We start from the raw sequence: 21,609 nt of genomic DNA, 5'->3' as shown, positions 1-21,609 counted from the left end.
CAAATTATTAGGAGGTAGTACAATGGCTAAGATTGGTGCTAAAAAAACAACTGGCTGGAAAGCCACCATCTCTGTTGCAATGGCCAATTACATTGAGGCGGGATCCATCATTGCTGCAGCAAGTAGTTTAACCATGTGGCAAGCATATCTGCATTTAGATAATATTGCTGTGGGACTATTAAGTGCTCTAAGCGCAAATGCATTTGGTGCTGCAATTGGAGCGTTGTTCGGTGGTTATTTATGTGACAAATATGGTCGTAAATTTATTTACACCTATGACTTGTTAGCTTATATGATTGGTGTATTATTGATTGCGGTTTCAGTCAACTTCCCAATGCTGTTAATTGGAACAATCATTACAGGGATTGCAGTAGGTGCCGGGGTTCCAGCTTCATGGACATACATTGCGGAAGAAGCTCCAGCTGAAAAAAGGGCTGCACATGTTGGGACTGCACAGTTAGCATGGTCCACAGGTCCAGCGATTACTTTTTTACTCGCAGTCTTACTTGCACCACTAGGATTATTAGGAAGCCGTATCATTTTTATCCACTTATTGATCATCGCCTTTATTACATGGTACATCCGCCAAGGATTATCTGAATCAGCAATCTGGAAAGAAGGAAAGGCTCAAGAAGCGAAAGAAGGCAATAAGGAAAATAAAGGTGTATTAAAAGCATTGATAAGTCTAAAACCGAACCGTGAAGCATTATTTCTTTTAATCGGAATTTATTTGTTCTGGAATTTAACTGCAGGTGCAATGGGTTATTTCATGCCATATATCTATCAAAACGTTGGGGGATTAACAGGTACTCAAGCGAATTTACTTCAAGTTCTTCTCTGGAGCTTAACTGTTGCAACGACTTATTTTGTATTCATGAAACTAGGAGACAAATTTAGCAGACGTTCCCTGTTTGGAATTGGAGCTGTAATGGGAATTGCAGCATGGTTAATTTTAACATTCACAGGAATGAACTGGTTCTCACTGTTTGCCTTTGTTATTCTTTGGGGCAGTGCTGCCGGCTTTGGTGCCCAGGCATTCTACGGTTTGTGGGCAAGTGAGCTATTCCCTACAAAATATCGTGCAGGTGCACAAGGAATCATGTACTTCTTAGTAAGACTTGGCATTGCGGTCTGGTCATTCATTTTACCAACTGTTATGGATAAATTAGGATTTAAAACAGCTGGAATTGTGATGCTAGTATTCTTAGCCATTCATTGTGTCATCGGTATTCTTCTTGCTCCAAATACGAATGGTAAAACATTGAAACAAATTGAAGAAGAGCGCTTTGGCAAACCTAAAGCAATCAAGGGCAAAGCTGTATAATTGAATTCTTTAAAAAACCTGGATCAACTTTTCGTTGATCCAGGTTTTTTTACTGTTCTTATTGGTTATTTTTCAGGTCATACTCCAAAATATGATATGATTTGGCTTATAAAAGAAAAACTGTTTTTGGAAAAGGTGAATCACATTGAACCAGGGCCTTTTAGATGAACTTCTACAGGTAACGGATGAAGAAAAACTGATTCTCGATCAGCGAAAAAATGTAAGTAAAGAACTTTATACGAGTAAGACAAACTTTATTATAGAAAGTGAAAAATTCTTGAGTAAAGACAAGATGATTATGGTTCGCAAGCATACTCGCTTTGTTGACTTCCCCTTGCATAAGCATGACTATATTGAGATTAATTATGTCTATAATGGGGAATTGAAGCAAACAGCAGGCGGCAGGCCTATTAGGTTAAAAAAAGGGGAACTGCTTCTGCTAAACCAGCATATTGAACATGAAATAAAAGCATGTGCAACGGAAGATATTGTTATAAACTTCATCATCCGGCCTGCCTTTTTTGATTTTATTTTTTCATTCTTAAATTCCGGGAATATCGTTAGTGACTTCTTAATCAGCGGCCTATATAATAACACGCAAAATGGGCAATTCCTCTATTTTAAAGTGGCTGAGGTGGAGTCCATCCAGGATCTGATTGGGAGAATCATTTATGAAATCATGCATCCGTCTACTTTTTCTGAATCTACTATTAAACTATATATGGGTCTTTTGATGATTGAATTAATTAAGTATACAGACCTAGTTGAAAGAAAAGAAGACGCATCCATGAACCACTATTTGGTTGTCGAGTCCCTTCAATATATTGAAGAACATTACAAGAATGCTTCCCTCTATGAGTTGGCTGATAAACTAAACCAATCACATTACGGGCTTAGTAAAACCATTAAGAAAGCAACCTCACACACTTTTAAGGAATTACTTCAAGAAAGAAGGCTAGTAAAAGCAAAAGAATTGTTAGAGAGTACAGACATGCCCATTTCATCGGTTGTTGAAGAAGTTGGCTATGATAATATCAGCTATTTCTATCGTATTTTTAAGGGGAAATACGGCCAGACACCAAAAGAGTTTAGGAACAGGCCATAAAAGATAATGTTAGGATGTCATGAAAGCGTGAATCATTTGGTTCCCGCTTTTTATGTAAGGTATAATAAAAAGGAAATGAGAAGGGAGGAATAACAATTGAAATACATAAGCATTGCAAATACGGATCTTCAAGTATCCAATATCATTATGGGAAATATGCGCTTGCCGCAGCTTTCAACAGCTGAAGCAGAGAACCTCATACGTTCGGCGATGGAAGAGGGAATTAATTTTTTTGACCATGCCGATATTTACGGTAAGGGCAGATCAGAGGAGCTTTTTTCAGAGGCCATTCAAATGACCCCTGCTGTACGTGAAAAGATGATTTTACAAAGTAAATGCGGCATTCGCAACGGTTACTTTGATTTTTCCAAGGAGCATATACTGGAGTCAGTGGATGGAATTTTAAAGAGATTAAACACGGAGTATATGGATATCTTACTTCTTCATCGTCCTGACCCATTAATGGAACCTGCTGAGGTAGCAGAGGCATTTGATGAACTTCACAAAAGTGGAAAAGTTAGATATTTTGGTGTTTCTAACCATAATCCTGCGCAAATCGAACTTCTGCAAAAATACACACCGCATAAGTTAGTGGTAAACCAGCTTCAGTTTAGTATTGCGCATACGCCTATGATCGACGCAGGGATTACGCTTAACATGAAGACTGACCAAGCGATTAATCGCGATATGAGTGTGCTGGAATACTGCCGCTTAAACGATATTACGATCCAAGCCTGGTCCCCATACCAGCATGGTTTCTTTGGGGGTTCCTTCTTAGGGGATTTGGAACATTATCCAAAGTTAAACGAGGTCGTTGACGGTATCGCTGAAAAATATGGTGTGACCAATACAGCTATTGCCACGGCATGGATTACACGGCATCCGGCAAACATTCAAGTAGTGCTTGGTACGACTAAAGTTGAACGTCTAAAAGACGCATGTCTTGGTTCTGATATTAGATTGACTAGAGAAGAATGGTATCAAATTTATAAAGCAGCAGGCAATATCATCCCATAAGAACGAAAACGGGCTGGATCATTTCAGCCCGTTTCTTATTTTCTTTGAAACCGAATTTTTAGTTAGAGCTGTTTTTGGTATTACAATGTACAAAAATGACATGATGTGGTTTGTTAATAAAAACATAAATTTAGATTCATGTTTCAAGTGTTGTAAAAGGAGAAAATGAATGTTTTGCGAATATTACCAAAATCGCTTGATTATGGGATAAAAAAGTGAGACCGTTGAAATAACAAAAAGTTTTAAAATTGGCATAGAGGTGTAGTACATGCTCAAAAAGAGGATTCGCCATTTCCAACGCTACCGGGATATCGTTTATGCTTTTACCAGATACGGGTTTGGATTTGTTATGAATGAATTAGGGCTGTTAGATCTTTTGTCCGTCCCTAAAAAGGTATTTACGGAAGGAAATAAGACAATTCGCAATAAAACCACGGGTGAGCGTCTCAGATTATTTTTGGAAGAATTAGGCCCCACTTTTATTAAAATTGGTCAAATTGTCAGTACCAGACCGGATGTCATTCCAAATGAAATCATCCAAGAGCTTGAAAAGCTCCAAGATCAGGTACCGCTCTTTCCGTATCAAGAAGTAAAACAAATAATTGAATTGGAATTTGATCAGCCAATAGAAGACTTATTTGTGGAATTCAGTGAGTTTCCCTTAGCAGCGGCCTCCATAGGACAGGTGCACGATGCCGTACTTTCAACAGGGGAACGCGTAGCCGTCAAGGTGCAGCGTCCTAACATTCAGCCGATGATTGAAACGGATTTGGAAATCTTGCAAGATTTGGCAAGGTTAGCTGAATCACGCCTAGATTGGGCGGTTAGATACCAAATCCGCGACATTGTCTCAGAACTTGCCGCATCTATCAGGCTGGAACTGGATTACGAGAATGAAGGAAGAAATACCGAAAGGATTGCCCGGCAATTTGAGCAAAACCCAAAAGTAATGATTCCTAAGATACACTGGGATTATACCACCCCCAAAGTCTTGACCATGGATTATATGGAAGGCATTAAGTTAAATGAAACAGCTAAATTGGAGCAGGCAGGTTATGATAAAAAAATCCTTGCTGAAAGAGTGGTTCATTCTGTATTCGAACAGATTTTAGTAGATGGTTTTTTTCATGGCGACCCTCACCCAGGAAATATTCTAGCATTACCCGGAGAGGTGATTGCCTTTTTGGATTTTGGAATTGTTGGCCGTCTGACAACGCAAATGAAGACACATGTGGCCTCTTTTATGATCGCTTTGATGAATCAAAATACAGACGAAGTAGTAAAAACCATAACAAATATGGGATTAGTTCCGGAAGATGTTAATCAGGACAAACTGAGGGCAGATGTGGATCAACTTAGAGAAAAGTATATCAGTATTCCGTTTAGTGAGATGAAAGCAGGTCAGGCGGTAAATGAACTTTTTTCAGTAGCCTACCGGCATCGAGTTCAAATTCCTACTGATCTAACCATATTGGGGAAAACCTTACTTACGATTGAAGGGATTGTTGAAAAACTTGACCCGGACTTAAGTATTATTAAAGTGGCGGAACCATTTGGCAGACAAATGGTTAAGGACCGCCTTAATCCAAAAAATGTTGCGGAGAAGGTCTGGAACCAGTTTTTTGAGTACAGTACCATTGTGAATGAACTGCCAAGAACTGTTAAAGATTTTACCTCTGTTATGAAAAAGGGAAAAATGAGAATTGAACTATCGAGTCCTGAGCTGGACGAATTTCTAAAAAAATTGAATCGGATCAGTAATCGGTTTTCGTTTAGTATTCTATTACTCTCTTTTAGTATCATCATGGGTGGACTAATTATTGGGGCAGCAATGACGGGACAAACCTCAGTCCTTCTCTCAAAAGTACCTCTCATTGAAATTGGTTTCGGTTTAGGTACAACGATGTCTGTTTTACTATTATTATCAATTTTTAGGTCGGGGAGATTTTGAATTTGGTTATCTGCCAATCCATCCCCGATTACTGCCCAAGCCTAACAATATAAGACTGTTTTTACAGAATGCCCGATTGTACTTTATCGGGCATTTTTATTTGAAAGAGTGTTTACTGAATTTCAGCCAGCTAAATTTCGAAGTTGCTAGGAACATTAATGTAAAAAATCTTATAGGAGAATATTTTTAGGATGTAAAAATGTGGGGATTATTGGTAAAAATAATTGAAACTCGTGTAAACTGTTACTTTTGAAAACGCATCCAAAAAGAAATATTTCGACAAATTTCTTCGTGTGCCTGTATTCGAATAAATGAAGAGGCTTATAAAAGTACCGATATTTAAAGGGTGTGTTGGGAAAGGCCAAAAAAGTAAACTGGAGAACTTAGAAAAATGCAGAATAATGTCGGTAAGGAAGGGTTTACAAAACGGAATTTCCCTACAATAATTGTAATTATATTGATATTCTATTAATAAGGTAGATTGCTTCTTAGAAATGCGGCGTTATTAAAAAGAATATTTACTAAGTTTTGATCATTCTTAGGAGGTATCTTTTTTATGGTTTATCAACAAAAGCCGTGGTTAAAATTCTATGATCCAAAAATTGATGAGCATGTGTACATTGAACACCATTCCCTTTATGACTTTTTACAAGGAGCAGTTAATCAATATAATGCTAAACCTGCTCTCACCTTTTATCAAAGAGTTTGGAGTTTTAATGATACAAAAGCCGTTACAGATCGATTTGCAGCAGGTCTTTATAAAAATGGCTTCAAAAAAGGTGATCGCTTTGCTATCATGCTTCCCAATTCCCCGCATTATATTTTTAGCTTATTTGGGATTTTTAAGATTGGCGGTATAGCTGTTCAGGTAAATCCTATGTATGTAGAAAGAGAAATTGAACATGTATTAACCGATTCAGGTTCACAATTTATTGTCGTTCTAGATGCTCTATACAACAAAGTTAAAAAAGTCCAACCAACAACATCCTTACAAAAAGTAATCGTGGTCAGCCTAGGAGGCGAGAAAGTGCCTCTGGCAGAAGGAGACCAATACTTTGAAGAATTCCTCCATGAGAACATACACATCCCTGATGTACATATTGACCGTGAAAATGATGTAGCATTGCTTCAATACACGGGTGGGACGACAGGACCATCAAAAGGGGTCATGCTGACACATCTTAATCTATTAGCTAATTTCAATCAAACTTGTGATTTTGCCTATAAAACAGTTAAAAAACCTGAGGATTTCAAAATGATTACCGTTCTTCCTATGTTCCATGTTTATGGATTATCAAGTACAGCACTTTGTGGTATCAGGGAAGGGGCCAATCAGATTATCCTTCCGCGCTTTGATCCTAAGGAAGTCATGGAAACCGTTAAACGTGAAAAACCTTTTCAAATGTCTGGGGTTCCAACCATGTATTTTGCTTTAAACAGCCAGCCAGGGCTCGAAGATTCTGGATTTGATCAGTTGTATTATATAAGCTGCGGCGGGGCACCTCTTCCTGTAGAAACAGCGAAATTATTCGAAAAAAGAACAGGCGCTAAATTGCTGGACGGATATGGGCTTTCAGAATCAGCACCAACGGCTATATTCAGTCCCCCGTTCGTCCCTAGGAAGTTTGGAAGTGTTGGAATTCCTGTACAAAGCACCATAGCAAGAATAGTCATCCCTAGCGATGGTAAATACATTGACGCTCCTGTTGGAGTAGAGGGTGAACTAGTCATCAAGGGCCCTCAAGTCATGAAAGGATATTGGAACCATCCAGAGGAAACCATGGAAACCATTAAAGATGGCTGGCTGTTTACAGGCGACATCGCAAAGATGGATGAAGAGGGTTATTTTTATATTGTTGACCGTAAAAAGGACATGATTATTGCAGGCGGATTCAATGTGTATCCAAGTGAGATTGAGGATGTACTTTATCAACACGAAGCCATTGAAGAAGCGGTTGTCATTGGGATACCGGACACCTACCGGGGTGAAACGGTTAAGGCCTTTGTAAAGGTGAAGGCGGGCTATTCTGTTACCGAAGATGAAATTAAACAGTTTGGCAGGGACCATCTTGCTCCCTATAAGGCACCTAAAGTAGTAGAAATCCTTTCAGAATTACCAAAATCATCCGTAGGTAAACTACTTAGAAGGGTCCTGCGGGAACAAGAAAGAGTAAAAGTTTAATAGAAAGAAGGGATTTAATGCATATGAAAAGAATTAATATAAGTTGGAAGATAAAAACCGATTAATCGGCTGTAACGTAAGAGGGTAACCATGAATTCTAAACAACAAGACACCATCCTTTTTTATAAACAACTTGAAGCAGAAATAAATAAAAGAATTCATGCCAGTACCAATTCCCGGACCTTTACTGCCGCAGTTGGAAAGACCATGGATTCGCATCTTAGAGAAGTAAGGAAATATAAGCGATTAACAACAAGCTGGTTAAATCGCATGGACCTTGCTACTAAAGATGAATTAGCTGTTCTTTCTAATAGACTAGTAGAGGTTGAGGAAGAAATCGATTCCTTGGATGAATCTATTTACCAGATGATCAATATGCAAAAAACGAATCAAAGAAGGCTTAGAATGGTTCGGGGAATGTTGGAAGAATGGTCCATCTATTTAAAGAGCGAGGTTCAAGAACAACGCTGCCAAACGATTAAAACTCTGGAAGACGATCTTGAAGAATTAAAGCAATCATTCAAAATGGAATTTAATAAGGAGGAAATGGATAATGGCTGAAGAAAAAGTGTTAGAAAATCAAGAAACAGAGGAGTTAGAGAGGGACCTTTCAAGTCTCGATCTTATATGGAAACTGGGTTTTGATGAATTAGATGCATGGGCTGAACGTTTTAATAAACAAGATGAGCGTTTCTTAGAGGCTGTAAGAAACTATGTAGAGAAGGCAAAACAAAATCAAGAAAATTTAATTACAGTTGCCGCTCAATTTGGAGTGGAGTTAAAGGAATGGGAACAATCCACACGGGAAGAGCTTCTTATGACAACAACATCGCTGCAGTCGTTTTTCCCTGTTAAATCCTACGAGGAAGTTAATCAAGTCCTGGAAGATATCCAGAATAAAACAGCACAAATACTAATTACTCCAGTACAGAAAATCACAACTGGCCAAATTCAAGCTCTTGATAAGTTAGTAGAGACTGTTGAACAATATGTCGGCATGAGGGAAAAGGGACGAGCAAAATATCTTGAGAGTGTGAAGAAAACAACAAATGTCCTATATGAAAACCAAAAATTATTCGTTGATGTCTTTACGAAACAAATTAAATCAGCCATATTACCTTTTCAAAAATATTTGCAAAAGTAATAGATAAACAAAAACACTAGAGGTGAAGGCAGATGTCAGACAATAACACATTCGATCCATATGAATCCCTTCATAAAATAAGTTTATTGTGGGAAAAGCAAATCAATGATTTTATCTATCTTCTAACCAATAATAAAGAATTTAATAGTTTGACAAATAGAGGGACGGATCTGCATTCACGTTATCTCGAGTCGTTTAAACAGAACCGGGAAGCCTTGGCAAGTGTTCTTAACTTACCTACGAAAAATGATGTGGCCAATGTGGCTAACTTAACTCTGCAAACTGAAGAGAAAATGGAGGCCTTAAAGGAGCAAATTTGGGGCCTGCAGGATGCTGTGAAGTCACAGAATCAAGAGATTGAAACTGTTGTCGATGTATCCAAAGAAATCATTAAACTAACGAAACAATTAAAAAATGAATTGGTTAAAACGAAAAAAGAACTAGCAGAAACAAAGAGTCTCCGTGCTGAGCTGCAGGAATTAAAATTTGAACTATTAAAATTGAATAACTTCAAGCAGGAGTTTGAGACGATTAAAGAGTTAATTAAAATGGATAAAGTCGAAGAACCAGTGCTGGCAGGCAAATCTTCAGGAGACTAATTAGAAGGGTAGAATATTACATTGGCAGATTCAGCTTTTACAGGGTCCATTCCCACTTTTGATTATGATAACGAAATGCAGCGCTGGGAAAATATAGTTAAGATCTTAAACGAACCTGAGCCTAAAATTGGTCAAACCCCAAAAACTGAAGTTTGGCGGAAAAATAAATCGGTTTTATGGCATTATCCTGCAAAACAGAAGAGATATGAAATTCCCTTGTTTTTTGTCTATTCATTATTTAATAAACCATATATTTTAGATATTGCTCCGAAGGCTAGTGTCATTGAAGGGCTTACCAATATGGGCTATGAGGTCTATTTGTTAGACTGGGGAACACCTGGCTATGAAGACAAGAAAATAGGAATTGACACCTATATTGACAAATATTTAAGGACCGCAGTGAAACGGGCCCTCCGCCATTCAGGTGCGGAGGAAATCACATTGATTGGTTATTGCTTAGGAGGTACGATTGCTTCCATATATGCTTCCATTGCCGATGAGCCCATCAAAAATCTAATTGTTGCCACCGTTCCGATTGATTTTGAGCCATTTATGGGACCAGATAAGTGGGCGGAAGGATTTAGAGAAGGGGATATTAATTTCGATCGTTTTATTGACACGTATGGAAATATCCCTCCAAAAATGGTGGAAGGAATGTTCAGGGCAATTGGAACACCTATCTATTTTACAAATTATACCACGCTATTACATAGAGCCCATGATTCAAAGTATGTTGATAAATGGCGCAGGATGAATAAATGGACACAAGATCAGGTTCCATTTGCAGGTGAAGCGTATCGTCAATTGGCTAATGATTTCTTTATAGAGAACAAGCTTGTAAAAGGTGGAATAGTAGTCGGAAATAAAGAGGTTGACTTAAAAAATATTAAGTCCAATTTATTTGTTGTTTCGGGATCAAGGGACAATTTGATTCTCGAAGATCAAAGTAAACCGATTATGGATTTAGTCTCTAGTAAGGACAAGACCTATATTACGGTTGAAGCCGGCCATGTCAGCTTAGCATTAACAGGCCTGTTAGCAAAGATTGTTCATCAATGGGCTTCTAGTCGTTCAAATCCACTTTAAAATCGTCATAATACTAGGTACAAGTAAATATATAATATGTATAGTCAAGAGGAGGAGGATGCACTCCTCCTTCAACTTGCTTTTTTATGCTTGTTTAAAAAGCTTCGAAGTACGTTATTAAAACTCTCCTTTGCTTCGAGTTTTGCAATATGGCCTGTGTTTCTGAAAATAACAAACTCAGAATGAGGAATTTGTTTATGCATGAGGAGCTGTACCCAAGCAGGAATGACGGAATCATATTGTCCGCCAATAATTAGGGTAGGAACCTTGATTTTTGGCAGCAAACTTAAATTATTCACTTTTAAGCATGCTTCGAGCGATTTAAAATAGTACTCACGATTTGGCCGGTAAAACTCATAAAATTTTTCAAAATTATCCCTTTTCCAAGAATAAAGGCATATTTTTGCCACTGTTTCTCTTAAAACATCGGGTGATTGATTTTCAACATTTGATTGGCGAAATTTTAAAAAGAGTTTTCCAAGTGTTTCTGGTGCATAATGATACGTACTAACAAGCATTAATGAACGGCACATTTGAGGGGCTTGACGGTAAATTTCTTGGGCAACCATACCTCCCATTGATAAGCCGCAGATGTGCGCGCTTTCAATCTTTAGACCTTTTAACAGACTGATAATATCCTCGGCAAAATGTTTAATTGAAATCTCTCCAGGATTTTGATATTCACCGTGGCCGCGTAAATCAGGTATGATTAACTCGTACTGATCAGCAAATTCAAACTGGTTTGACCAGCCCTCTTTTACTTCTCCCAAGCCATGAATAAAAACCAATGGTTCACCCTCACCAAATCGCAAATATGGGATGCTTTCGCAGCCAATAAAAGAATCTCCCAATTTAATTCCTCCTAGTGTTTTTATAAACATATGTTTCCAAGATTTGTAAGGTGTAAACTTATATAAAATTCTGGTAATTAATTATATAAAGTGTAAGGTTCATTTATTACCAATATGTGTAATTTACATGTATGTAGGAAACTCAGTCTTGGAAGTGAAATTTGTTTTAAGAATGGAGGATATCAGTTAAAATGGATTATTAAGAAGAAAAAAATTCCACCAGCATGAACCTGAGGTAATGAATATGATAAAAAGATATTTAGCTTTTGAAAAAAATAATGGAATTGCCCCGTATATCTGGACCATTCTTTGTATTCTTCCTTTTTATTTTATATTCCAGTCGTCATCTACGATTGGTATTGTCCTAGGAATATTACTGACTTTGGTGTTTTTTATCCTATACCGGATTGCGTTTATCTCCAAGGGATGGCCTGTCTATCTATGGACTTTAATACTCATTGGGATTTCGATTACCGCATCCAGTCTCTATAGTTATGTGTATTTTGCTTTTTTTCTTGCGTATTTTATCGGCAACATCAAAGACCGAATTGCCTTTTTAACCTTATACTTTATACATTTAATATGTACCTCCGTATCGATAAACTATAATATAGTGATGCAAGAAAAACTGTTCCTTCAACAATTGCCATTTGTCATTATTATTTGGATTAGTGTCATTCTCCTGCCATTCAGTATTCATAACAGGAAAGAGCGCGGCCAACTGGAAGAAAAGCTTGAGGATGCGAATAAGAGGATATCAGAACTCGTTATAATGGAGGAACGAAATCGGATTGCCCGTGATTTGCATGATACACTTGGACAAAAACTGTCCCTTATCGGCCTAAAAACGGATTTGGCTCGAAAATTAATTTTGAAGGATCCTGAGCAGGCAAGAGATGAACTAAAGGATGTCCAGCAGACGGCACGAACGGCTTTAAGCGAAGTAAGAAAACTGGTTTCTTCTATGCGGGGTATTAGACTGAAAGATGAGATATTCAGGGTTAAACAAATGATAAAAGCTGCTCAAATTAACTTTGAATCCCAAGGTGAGTTTGCTTTGCAGAATGTTTCGCTGCTAACCGAAAATATCCTAAGTATGTGTTTAAAAGAAGCAGTCAACAATGTGGTGAAGCATAGCGGGGCAAGTACTTGTTCTATTTCCATTTCACAATTATCGAAGGAAACTGTTTTGAAGATTCATGATGATGGTGTCTTTAAAGGGGCTCCCGATAAGCTGTGTGAAGGCCATGGATTAATTGGTATGAAAGAACGTCTTGAATTTATTAACGGCAACTTAGAGTTATTAACCGAAAACGGAACTACTATAATCATTACTGTACCAAATGATGTTAAGCCAATCGATGAGGAGGGACGCAAATGATTAGTATTGTGATTGCGGAAGACCAACAAATGCTTCTAGGCGCATTTGGCTCTCTGTTAAATTTGGAAGATGATATGGAAGTGGTTGGAAAAGCTACAAATGGAGAAGAGGCTGTCGCACTTGTTAAGAAATATAAGCCTGATGTCTGCATCATGGACATTGAAATGCCAGGTAAAAGCGGTTTAGAGGCTGCGGAAGAACTGAAAGGTCTTGGATGTAAGGTTATTATTTTAACTACCTTTGCACGGACCGGGTATTTTCAGCGTGCCTTAAAGGCAGGAGTCAGCGGGTATTTGTTAAAGGATAGTCCGAGTGAAGAGTTGGCCAGCTCCATTCGAAACGTAATGTCAGGCAGGCGTATTTATGCCCCTGAATTAATGGATGATGTGTATGGGGAAGAAAATCCATTGACTGACAGGGAAAAAGAAGTGTTAGAGCTAGTGGCAGATGGAAAAAATACAAAAGAAATCGCTGAGACTTTGAGCATCAAAACAGGTACCGTACGGAATTATATTTCGATTATTTTAGACAAACTGGAAGTAAAAAACAGAATCGAGGCTATCACCCAATCAAAAGAAAAGGGCTGGTTTAAATGAGGTGTATTCCCAGGAATACACCTTTGTTTTTGCTTAAGTGGCGCTTTCGACTATCCTTTGGTATTTTTCAAGAAAATTTTTAATATATTCAAAAACCTCATGTGGACGTTCTTCTGGAACAGCATGACCGGTTTCTTTTAGAACAATCAGTTCAGAATTTACTAAATCCTTATTTAACTGCTCACCCACTTTAAGAGGCATGGATTTATCGTGGTCGCCCCAAATTAACAAACATGGTGTTTGAATTTGGTTAAGTACTTCACCGGGCAAATCTCCTTCCCGGTCACGGATCATCCTCGTTAGGGCTCTGAAAATTTCGTCTTGTAAAAACGGCTGGAGATAACCGTTAATCATATCCTCATTAATAATGGAATGGTTATATAAGGCTTCCTGGAGGTTTTTCTTTACTCCGGTACGGGCAAAATAATATTTAACAAAGCGATGAAAATAAGGCAGATAGCTGGTTAAGATTAAAGGTAATTTAGAACGTTTTAAGTAAGCCGAGCTGCAAAGAAGAATCGCTTTATCTGCGATATCCGGCATGATATGTAGGATATTCAGGACGATTTGCCCTCCCATGGAATGTCCGATAAAGGTCATCTTTGTTAGTCCTAAGGATTCAGTCAGTTTTATCACAGTATGGGCCAGGTTTTTATATGAATACACGTATTGATTACATTTCTCGCTTTTGCCGAATGGAGGAAGATCAATGGATAAAACCTGATAATCTTTTTTCAATAAGGTGATTAAATGGCGAAAGGTAAAGGTAGAAGAAAGAAATCCATGTAATAAAACAAACGTCTCTTTAGCTGTTTGATGAGGATAAAATTCGTAATAAACATTAATATTATTTACCGTTTGATGCCCGGTAAAAGCATTCTGCTCCATACATATCCCTCCTGCCTGCTCCACAAAGAATTGATGCCCTTAATTTCCCCCATCTCCCAGAAAAAATGCCACAAATAGGATGAGGAAATTTAAGGGAAAAGTGGCCCAAATTTCAAAAAAGTAGTACAAAATGACTAACTTAATCTGTTAAGATTAAATAAAAGACATCCAATCTAGTGTTCGCTCTATATGGACAAATGTATATTAATGGTGCCTGGCACCGTTTGGGGGGAGAAGATTTGAATATTATAGAGGCTTACCATGTCGATAAGGAGTTTAATGGCCGTTCGATTATCAAGGATGTATCGTTTTCAATTGGTGAAGGTACGGTTAATGGCCTTCTTGGGCCAAATGGAGCTGGCAAGACGACACTTATTCGGCTGCTTAATGGGGTTATTGATGCCACAAACGGTACCATGAAGGTATTAAATCTTGATCCTAAACCTCACGGAGATAAAATTCGTGAAAGAGCAGGCATTGTAACAGAGAGTGCGGCTCTCTACCATGACATGAGCGCGTGGGACAATCTTGTATTCTTTTCAAAGATTTACAATACCTACGACAAAAAGCGGATTAGGTACTTGTTAGAGCAGTTTGAACTTTACGATAAAAAAGACCAACTGGTTGGTACGTTTTCAACAGGTATGAAGAAAAGAATCTCCTTAGCAAAAGCATTGATTCATAAACCAAGACTGTTATTTCTTGATGAACCAACAAATGGGCTCGATCCAGAGGGGATTAATGATGTTATACGATTATTGAAGAAGGTGAACAAAGAAGAAGGAGTGACGATTTTGATTTGCTCCCATGTCCTTCACCAGCTTGAAACCGTTTGTGATTCTTTTCTGTTCCTTTCAGAAGGGCGTTTGATTGAAAAGGGAACAAGGAGAGAGTTGGAGGAAAAATACTTAACGGAAATTAAACTTTTAGTAGAAACAGGCTTACAGCCACCTGATCCTCAGTTTTATAGGGGATATCCATACGTTAGAAAAAGTATGACCGAACTGGAATTCACACTGCAATCAAGGGAAGAGATTAGCCCGCTCCTCAAGGAAATCCTCACAGAGTCCTGGGTTTATTCCAGTGAGATTATGAATAGAGGACTTGAAACACTTTATTTCAAAATTAGAGGTGAGGACCGTGAATAAACGAATTCTAACGGCCATTGTCCAAAAGGATCTTAAGTCAACTTTTTCTTCCAAAAAGGTTTGGGTTCCAATGATCATCCTGCCTGTATTCCTCTGTATTTTGTTTCCGGCTTTGTTTGCCTACATTGGTATTCATACGAGCTTCTTAGGAGATTCAGGCAATGATTTAGAAAAGCCGATCAATGATCTTATTAGAAGCTTTCCGGATGAAAAAATGCGGAGCACACTCGCTTCATTGCCAACATTAGAATACAAATCAGTTTATTTCTTTGTAAACTTTATGATGATTCCCTTTTTCTTAATGGCAGCGATAATCAATTCGATGGTAACAGCTTCTAATAGTTTTGCCGGAGAAAAAGAAAGGCACACATTAGAAACATTATTGTTTGCTCCGATTAGCGTAAAGGAGCTGTTTGTTGGGAAAGTGATTGCCGCTTTTATTCCTTCCCTGCTTATTTCCCTTGCCGCCTTTATAATCAATGCGGTTATGGTAAATTTAATTACATACCCGTATTTTAAGGAAGTATTATTTTTAAATTCTACATGGCTTTTATTAATGTTGTGGGTCATTCCGGCAGTGGTTATTTTTAACATTATTCTAAACGTTTTAGTGTCAGCAAGAGTGAAATCCTTTCAAGAAGCCCAGCAATTTGGCGGCATGATGGTCCTGCCGGTAGTAGGCCTTATTATCAGCCAGGCAAGTGGTATGTTCTTCTTAAGTCCGTTCATACTCCTCCTCATCGGGGCAGGCCTCCTGATTGCCAATGTTTTCTTACTAAAGATCATTACAAAATATAATCAGCGAAACACATTATTTGAAAGCCAAATCCACTAAATGTCTTACGAGTGTGCACTTGGTATGAACAGTGTCTTTCTTTGGTGCCAGGCACCAAAAGGGTATCACAAAAATTTTTTTAAAAAATTGAAATAAAATGTTTGAATTTTTAGAAAACTCCTTGTATAATGAAAAAAAGCTCAAGGAGTTGATTTCCATGGAAAAGAAATTACTTAATTCGCCACAACATTCGGATGAGAATCAAGATGCTGTTATTGCTGAAATGTTCCTAAACAATGTCCTGCTTGAATTTAAAAGGGAGAAGATCCGAAAGGAAATCGACCAAACATTACAAGAAGGGAATAAAGAACTATTCCTACAGTTAACTGAAGAGCTAAAGAAGATTTCATAACATTTATTATTCTAATCGAATATTTTAAAAGGCCCTATCCATGAACAGGATAAGGGTTTTTTTCTGCTTATCTGACTTAGCGAAATCCCTTAATAAAAAGTGTTGTTACAAATAGGGATCCAATACTGATATAATCAATTTCAACGAGTGTTAAATGACAAAAACAAACATAGTGCAGGTGAATGAGATGGATACGAAATTTAATTTATATTTAATAAGGCATGGAGAAACTTATTTAAATCGATATAAAAAGATGCAGGGCTGGGCTGATAGTCCACTGACAGAAGAAGGAAGAGCTGTCGCAATGGAAACGGGGAAACGACTTTCAGAAGTACAGTTTGATAGAATTTATACAAGTGATTCAGGCAGGACTGTTGAAACAGCTGAATTAATCCTCCAGCAAAATCAATCCAAAAACAATTTGACCATCAACAGAAGAAAAGCCTTTCGAGAAAGCTTTTTTGGAAGCTTTGAGGGAGAATATTCAGAAGCTGCCTTTCGTCAAATTGCACAAGACAATGGCTGTTCGAGCCCGAAGGAATTGTTCCAAAAGCATACCTTGGAAGAAGTAATGAACTTTATTAAGCAATCGGACCCGTTTCATCATGCTGAAAATTATCTTGAGCTATGGGAACGAATTGAAAAAGGACTAAATGAGATCATCTCAACCAATTCACGTGATAATGAAAACATACTGCTTGTGACTCACGGGGTGATCATCAGAAATATTGTTAGTAAATTTTCTCAGGAATTTGACCATGCCATGGAAATTAAAAACTCCAGTGTCTCTATTCTCGAGTATTCAACGGATTTATTTAAGGTCATTTCCTTTAATCAATAAGTAACAGGGCCAAATTTGGTCCTGTTACTTTTTTCTATAAAAGCTGTTTGATTAGTGGAAAATAGAAAATAAAAATTATCTTTGGAGAGGGTCATGTGGAAGAAATCATCATTAAGGAATTAAAAAAGATCGAGCAGCAATTTGAAGTGAAAATATGTTTTGCTGTTGAAACGGGAAGCCGGGCCTGGGGAACCTCTTCAGAGGATAGTGACTATGATGTCCGCTTCATTTATCTTCATACGTTAGATTGGTACCTGTCAATCGATCAAAAACGCGACGTCATTGAGCTGCCAATCAATGAGCAGCTCGATATGAATGGATGGGATTTGCGAAAGGCCCTCCAGCTTTTTAAAAAATCAAACCCTTCTTTGTTGGAATGGCTTCATTCACATATCGTCTACTATGAAGAATTTTCCCTGCTAAAAAAAATGAAAAAGCTCGAAAGTCAATTATTCCAACCAAAGTCAGCTCTCTTTCATTATTTAAAAATGGCAAAAGGTAGTCTAAAGGATAGTAAACAAAGCATCTCCGTGAACAGTAAGCGGTGCTTGAACGTCATTCGTCCTATCTTAGCTTGCAAATGGATAGAAAAGCACAACAGCTTCCCGCCAAATGAATTGTCCCTTTTAATCGAGCAAGTGATCAATGAGGAAGTGGTAAAGTTCGAAATTCAATCTCTAATAGACAGAAAAGTGAATCGTGACCAGACAAGCTATAAAGGAAAACTTTCTATCCTTCAAGAGTTCATTGATAAGGAAATTAACCATTTAGAGGAATATGCCGCTAGACAAAATGTATCCAAGATAGTTATGAGTCCCCATTTAGATCACTTGTTCAGAGAAATGCTGGAAGAAGTCTGGAATAAGTAAAAAACGATTTATTTTAGCCCCCCATTTGGAGGGCTTTTTGTTATTTAATTTTTCAAGTAAAGTTTCTTTTGCAGATGTGACCGTAATTATTTTTAAAGAATAGTTCAAAAGGTCAATATAGTTAGAAATATGTTAAAATAATAAAAAATTATGAAAGTATCAAAATTTGAGGGGAATGTCTATGAAGCTCATCGGTTCTGAAAAACTGCAAAAAATGTCAGCAAGTATTTTTCAAGAAGTCGCTGACAGGAAAATGGAGGCAATGAAAAAAGGAAAAAACGTTATCGACCTAAGTGTCGGAAGTCCGGATATGCCGCCGCCGTCCTTTGTTGTCGAGCAATTAGCAGAAGCAGTAAAAGATACAAGTAAATATGGATATACCTTAAGAGGAATCGCTGAATTTAATGAGGCAGTTTGTTACTTCTATAAACAGCGGTATGAGGTAGATGTGAATCCTGAAAAAGAGGTCCTTCAGCTGATGGGTTCTCAGGACGGTTTGGCTCATTTAGCAACTAGCATCATTAACCCTGGGGAATATGTTTTAGTGCCAGACCCTGGTTACCCCATTTATGAAGCGAGTGTCAATATTGCCGGCGGCATTATTTATCCGATGCCATTACTTGCAGAGAATAGGTTTTTACCAGATTTAAATAAGATCCCTAAAGAAGTTTTACAGAAGACGAAAATGATGATTCTTAGTTACCCTGGGAATCCGGTAACCGCCTTGGGAGATAAGGTTTTTTTTGAAGAAGTTATAGAATTTGCAAAGACATATAACATTTTAGTTGTGCATGATTTTGCTTATTCGGAACTAATTTTTGATAATCATCCACAAATTAGTTTTATGTCTGTTCAAGGGGCAAAAGAGGTAGGGATAGAATTTAACTCGCTTTCTAAAACGTTTAATATGGCCGGCTGCCGGATTGGGTATGTGGTCGGAAATGAACAAGCCATTCATCTATTAGCAACATTTAAATCGAATATCGATTATGGGGTATTTTATCCGATTCAGCAGGCAGCAGTAAAAGCACTAACTTCGGATTTTTCCTATCTTCGCGAGCAGGTCAGGGAATATGAGCACCGCAGGGATACATTGATTTCCGGGCTCTTGAAAAGCGGCTGGCAGGTCGAAAAATCAAAAGCCACGATGTTTGTCTGGGCGAAGATACCTGAGGGATGGACGTCTCGTCAATTTGCGTTTGAATTAATTGAAAAAGCTGGTGTAGCTGTTATCCCGGGTGACGCTTTTGGTGCACTAGGGGAGGGGTATGTCCGCATTGCCTTAGTTCAGCCTAGCGAACAACTATCCCAGGCAGCTGAAAGAATTGAGCAATTTTTAACTGAGCGTTTAATAAACAATTAACGATATTATTCTATTAACAATTAAGCTAACATATATATATTTAAAAAAAGACCTTCAGCCCATGAAGGTCTTTTACATTGCTAATGAAAGAGGGATACAATCATGCCAAGCGAACTACAACACTTAGAATTAGATATCCCGATTGAAGTCATATGGGACTTTATTCGAGATGAAAATAATTGGGCACCGCTAGTCCCGGGCTATATTCAACATCAAAAAATAAATGATCGGCAAATCAGCTGGGAATTTAAAAGTGATCTTGGCGTTATGAAAAAAAAGGTCATTTTAATAATTGATATCAAAGAGTGGAATGAACCAAGCAAAGTAAGCTTTGAACTTCGACGAAAAAATGAAAAGTATCTTGGGGAGGGATACTTTGAGGCAAAAGCATTAAACAAACAAAGGACACGGCTGACCGGATTCCTTGATATAAATGCAACAGGCCCCATGGGAACACTCGCCAATACTCTTTTCAAAAAGGGCGTCAACCTGTCCGATGAGGAGGTGGCAGCTGCCATCTCTTCCAAACTCGAAGAATTTAATAATAGGTAGCTGTCCAAGCCGCAATCCTCTTATCAGGGTTGGGGTATTTTTTTAAAAAAGTAGGTTTCATTCATTTTGTAAGAGGGTAAACACTTAACGGGTACATAAATAAAAATTAAGATTATCTTAAGCATCCCATGGTAAGGTTAGTCCAAAATCACTTAGTAAAAGTGGGAGGATTAACCATGCTAACCAAAATACCCAAAAAGGGACTCAATGCTGTCCTTATTGTCTCCATACTTGGTCTCGGAACAGGCTACAATCTGCCAACTGTCTATGCTGAAGAGGTTGTGACACAAGTAAGTCAAACATCCAATACACTTGCCAAACTCGAAATTGAAGGAGTCAAGCTCGATCAAGACTTTTCAGCAGATATTAATCAATACTCAGCTGCAGTTGACAATGAAACGGAATCCATTCAAATTTTTGTTGAAGGAAGCAATGCCAATTCCATAATCAGCATCAACAATAAAACGGTGGCAAGCGGTACAGCTGATTCATACTCATTGCAAACCGGGCAAAATATCTTTCTTATCACAGTAAAGGATTCCAGCACAAATTTAACGAATACCTACACTTTAACTGTAAATAGAGAGCAAAATAGTAATAATTTACTGCAAAATATCAAATTATCAACGGGGAAACTATCTCCTGCCTTTTCTTCAGCCGTGAAAGAATATAATGTACAACTGCCTAATTCAACACAAACTATTACAGTTTTGCCAACTGCTGAAGAAAAAACAGCAGTAGTGGAACTAAATGGGGCGGAAGTTACCGAGAACGGTGTGCTGGTGAATATACCTGTAGGCAAATCGGATATACTTATTGCGGTGACTGCTGAGAATGGCTCGAAACTAAGGTATACGATTCATGTGGAACGTCAAGCTGCATCGCAAGAAACAGGTAAAACCCCTGCACAAGGTGGAAGCAGCGGATCAACTCAATCAGGAAGCAGCGGATCAACTCAATCAGGAAGCAGCGGATCAACTCAATCAGGAGGCAGTGGGTCAACCTCAACAGGAAGCGGTGGATCAACCCCATCCGGTAATGGAGGATCCGTTCCATCAGGAAGTAGCAGTTTCACTCAAAGTGGAAGTAATGTTTCAGGAAAAAGCGGAAGTGGAATCGCAGCTCAGGCTGGAAGTCCTGCTTCAGGTCAAACGAACACAACCAATCAAACTGGTGCGGGGGCTATGCAGGGAGCATCAGGCACCACTGAAAAAACGAGTAATGCTACCCTGTCAAAACTGACTGTATCTGAAGGAACATGGGACAGCACATTTACTTCAAGCGAGTATACCTACCATATTTCCGTTCCAAGTGATACACAAACGGTTACTATCAGTCCAACAGCAAGTTCCAGCAGTTCGGATATTACAATTGAAGGTGGAACTAGTAAAACCATCCAGTTAGACGAGGATAATAAAACAGTTATTTCCATTAGGGTTACCTACGATGACACTGATCGGAAAACCTATGTACTAGTGTTTGATAGAACAGAGAGTTAATGAGAAGCCTAGTAAATAAAGAAAAA

At 38.2% G+C, this 21,609-nt stretch carries 21 protein-coding genes; 19 read left to right on the top strand and 2 right to left on the bottom strand.

Annotated features, from left to right (window positions below):
* Positions 1–22 precede the first annotated feature (22 nt).
* From GXK58_RS04950 to GXK58_RS04910, 9 genes are all read left to right on the top strand, one after another.
* Positions 23–1,324 carry an MFS transporter gene (locus GXK58_RS04950; RefSeq protein WP_160720428.1) on the top strand — a complete coding sequence of 434 codons (1,302 nt, stop codon included), beginning with the start codon at positions 23–25 and terminating at the stop codon, positions 1,322–1,324.
* A gap of 145 nt (positions 1,325–1,469) precedes the next feature.
* Positions 1,470–2,429, top strand: coding sequence for an AraC family transcriptional regulator (locus GXK58_RS04945; protein WP_160720426.1), 960 nt, complete (start codon positions 1,470–1,472; stop codon positions 2,427–2,429).
* Between the two features lie 96 nt (positions 2,430–2,525).
* Complete coding sequence (locus GXK58_RS04940) at positions 2,526–3,446, top strand: aldo/keto reductase (RefSeq protein ID WP_160720425.1); 921 nt, start codon at positions 2,526–2,528, stop codon at positions 3,444–3,446.
* 268 nt (positions 3,447–3,714) lie between these two features.
* Complete coding sequence (gene ubiB, locus GXK58_RS04935) at positions 3,715–5,397, top strand: 2-polyprenylphenol 6-hydroxylase (protein ID WP_160720423.1); 1,683 nt, start codon at positions 3,715–3,717, stop codon at positions 5,395–5,397.
* 556 nt (positions 5,398–5,953) lie between these two features.
* Positions 5,954–7,579, top strand: a complete 1,626-nt coding sequence (locus GXK58_RS04930) for a long-chain-fatty-acid--CoA ligase (RefSeq protein ID WP_160720422.1) — start codon at positions 5,954–5,956, stop codon at positions 7,577–7,579.
* 90 nt (positions 7,580–7,669) lie between these two features.
* A complete protein-coding gene (locus GXK58_RS04925) occupies positions 7,670–8,140 on the top strand; it encodes a hypothetical protein (RefSeq protein ID WP_160720420.1) in 471 nt (156 codons plus the stop codon).
* The gene (locus GXK58_RS04920; protein ID WP_160720419.1) at positions 8,133–8,723 is read left to right on the top strand and encodes a hypothetical protein; all 591 of its coding nucleotides are present in this window, start codon (positions 8,133–8,135) and stop codon (positions 8,721–8,723) included. Before GXK58_RS04925 ends, GXK58_RS04920 begins: the two co-directional genes overlap by 8 nt.
* A 32-nt stretch (positions 8,724–8,755) precedes the next feature.
* Positions 8,756–9,322 carry a polyhydroxyalkanoate biosynthesis repressor PhaR gene (locus GXK58_RS04915; RefSeq protein ID WP_160720418.1) on the top strand — a complete coding sequence of 189 codons (567 nt, stop codon included), beginning with the start codon at positions 8,756–8,758 and terminating at the stop codon, positions 9,320–9,322.
* 21 nt (positions 9,323–9,343) lie between these two features.
* The gene (locus tag GXK58_RS04910) at positions 9,344–10,408 is read left to right on the top strand and encodes an alpha/beta fold hydrolase (RefSeq protein WP_237389567.1); all 1,065 of its coding nucleotides are present in this window, start codon (positions 9,344–9,346) and stop codon (positions 10,406–10,408) included.
* Positions 10,409–10,479: 71 nt separating this feature from the next.
* Here the strand turns inward: GXK58_RS04910 and GXK58_RS04905 are convergent, their stop codons facing one another.
* A complete protein-coding gene (locus tag GXK58_RS04905) occupies positions 10,480–11,259 on the bottom strand; it encodes an alpha/beta fold hydrolase (protein ID WP_160720416.1) in 780 nt (259 codons plus the stop codon).
* Between the two features lie 244 nt (positions 11,260–11,503).
* Here GXK58_RS04905 and GXK58_RS04900 point away from each other — a divergent pair, with 244 nt between their 5' ends.
* Together GXK58_RS04900 and GXK58_RS04895 are read left to right on the top strand one after the other, a co-directional pair.
* Entirely contained in the window at positions 11,504–12,640 is a 1,137-nt protein-coding gene (locus tag GXK58_RS04900) for a sensor histidine kinase (protein ID WP_160720415.1), read from the top strand.
* A complete protein-coding gene (locus GXK58_RS04895) occupies positions 12,637–13,236 on the top strand; it encodes a response regulator transcription factor (protein WP_160720413.1) in 600 nt (199 codons plus the stop codon). The genes GXK58_RS04900 and GXK58_RS04895 overlap by 4 nt, the downstream gene beginning before the upstream one ends.
* Positions 13,237–13,269: 33 nt before the next feature.
* Here the strand turns inward: GXK58_RS04895 and GXK58_RS04890 are convergent, their stop codons facing one another.
* Positions 13,270–14,124 carry an alpha/beta fold hydrolase gene (locus GXK58_RS04890; RefSeq protein ID WP_160720412.1) on the bottom strand — a complete coding sequence of 285 codons (855 nt, stop codon included), beginning with the start codon at positions 14,122–14,124 and terminating at the stop codon, positions 13,270–13,272.
* Between the two features lie 239 nt (positions 14,125–14,363).
* Between GXK58_RS04890 and GXK58_RS04885 the strand changes: the two genes are divergently transcribed.
* From GXK58_RS04885 to GXK58_RS04850, 8 genes are all read left to right on the top strand, one after another.
* Positions 14,364–15,272 carry an ABC transporter ATP-binding protein gene (locus GXK58_RS04885; protein ID WP_237389566.1) on the top strand — a complete coding sequence of 303 codons (909 nt, stop codon included), beginning with the start codon at positions 14,364–14,366 and terminating at the stop codon, positions 15,270–15,272.
* Entirely contained in the window at positions 15,265–16,107 is an 843-nt protein-coding gene (locus GXK58_RS04880) for an ABC transporter permease subunit (protein ID WP_160720411.1), read from the top strand. Before GXK58_RS04885 ends, GXK58_RS04880 begins: the two co-directional genes overlap by 8 nt.
* Before the next feature lie 157 nt (positions 16,108–16,264).
* A complete protein-coding gene (locus tag GXK58_RS04875) occupies positions 16,265–16,459 on the top strand; it encodes an IDEAL domain-containing protein (protein WP_160720409.1) in 195 nt (64 codons plus the stop codon).
* Positions 16,460–16,646: 187 nt separating this feature from the next.
* The gene (locus GXK58_RS04870) at positions 16,647–17,300 is read left to right on the top strand and encodes a histidine phosphatase family protein (RefSeq protein WP_160720408.1); all 654 of its coding nucleotides are present in this window, start codon (positions 16,647–16,649) and stop codon (positions 17,298–17,300) included.
* Between the two features lie 95 nt (positions 17,301–17,395).
* Complete coding sequence (locus GXK58_RS04865) at positions 17,396–18,169, top strand: nucleotidyltransferase domain-containing protein (protein WP_160720406.1); 774 nt, start codon at positions 17,396–17,398, stop codon at positions 18,167–18,169.
* A gap of 181 nt (positions 18,170–18,350) precedes the next feature.
* The gene (locus GXK58_RS04860; protein ID WP_160720405.1) at positions 18,351–19,532 is read left to right on the top strand and encodes an LL-diaminopimelate aminotransferase; all 1,182 of its coding nucleotides are present in this window, start codon (positions 18,351–18,353) and stop codon (positions 19,530–19,532) included.
* Positions 19,533–19,634: 102 nt separating this feature from the next.
* Positions 19,635–20,084: a CoxG family protein gene (locus tag GXK58_RS04855; RefSeq protein WP_160720403.1), complete on the top strand. Its 450-nt coding sequence runs from the start codon at positions 19,635–19,637 to the stop codon at positions 20,082–20,084.
* 176 nt (positions 20,085–20,260) lie between these two features.
* Positions 20,261–21,583: a cadherin-like beta sandwich domain-containing protein gene (locus tag GXK58_RS04850; protein ID WP_160720402.1), complete on the top strand. Its 1,323-nt coding sequence runs from the start codon at positions 20,261–20,263 to the stop codon at positions 21,581–21,583.
* Positions 21,584–21,609 lie beyond the last annotated feature (26 nt).

The organism is Bacillus sp. USDA818B3_A, assembly GCF_009928415.1.
Taxonomy (GTDB): Bacteria; Bacillota; Bacilli; order Bacillales; family Cytobacillaceae; genus Neobacillus.
Note: the sequence above shows the minus strand (reverse complement) of the source record. Positions and strands in the feature narration are given on the sequence as shown.

Bases quoted from the DNA above. Each gene is read 5' to 3' on its own strand.
- GXK58_RS04950 (WP_160720428.1), top strand. From the start codon at position 23: ATGGCTAAGATTGGTGCTAAAAAAACAACTGGCTGGAAAGCCACCATC.
- ubiB (WP_160720423.1), top strand. From the start codon at position 3,715: ATGCTCAAAAAGAGGATTCGCCATTTCCAACGCTACCGGGATATCGTT.
- GXK58_RS04930 (WP_160720422.1), top strand. From the start codon at position 5,954: ATGGTTTATCAACAAAAGCCGTGGTTAAAATTCTATGATCCAAAAATT.
- GXK58_RS04925 (WP_160720420.1), top strand. From the start codon at position 7,670: ATGAATTCTAAACAACAAGACACCATCCTTTTTTATAAACAACTTGAA.
- GXK58_RS04920 (WP_160720419.1), top strand. From the start codon at position 8,133: ATGGCTGAAGAAAAAGTGTTAGAAAATCAAGAAACAGAGGAGTTAGAG.
- GXK58_RS04915 (WP_160720418.1), top strand. From the start codon at position 8,756: ATGTCAGACAATAACACATTCGATCCATATGAATCCCTTCATAAAATA.
- GXK58_RS04900 (WP_160720415.1), top strand. From the start codon at position 11,504: ATGATAAAAAGATATTTAGCTTTTGAAAAAAATAATGGAATTGCCCCG.
- GXK58_RS04895 (WP_160720413.1), top strand. From the start codon at position 12,637: ATGATTAGTATTGTGATTGCGGAAGACCAACAAATGCTTCTAGGCGCA.
- GXK58_RS04890 (WP_160720412.1), bottom strand. From the start codon at position 14,124: ATGGAGCAGAATGCTTTTACCGGGCATCAAACGGTAAATAATATTAAT.
- GXK58_RS04875 (WP_160720409.1), top strand. From the start codon at position 16,265: ATGGAAAAGAAATTACTTAATTCGCCACAACATTCGGATGAGAATCAA.
- GXK58_RS04870 (WP_160720408.1), top strand. From the start codon at position 16,647: ATGGATACGAAATTTAATTTATATTTAATAAGGCATGGAGAAACTTAT.
- GXK58_RS04860 (WP_160720405.1), top strand. From the start codon at position 18,351: ATGAAGCTCATCGGTTCTGAAAAACTGCAAAAAATGTCAGCAAGTATT.
- GXK58_RS04855 (WP_160720403.1), top strand. From the start codon at position 19,635: ATGCCAAGCGAACTACAACACTTAGAATTAGATATCCCGATTGAAGTC.
- GXK58_RS04850 (WP_160720402.1), top strand. From the start codon at position 20,261: ATGCTAACCAAAATACCCAAAAAGGGACTCAATGCTGTCCTTATTGTC.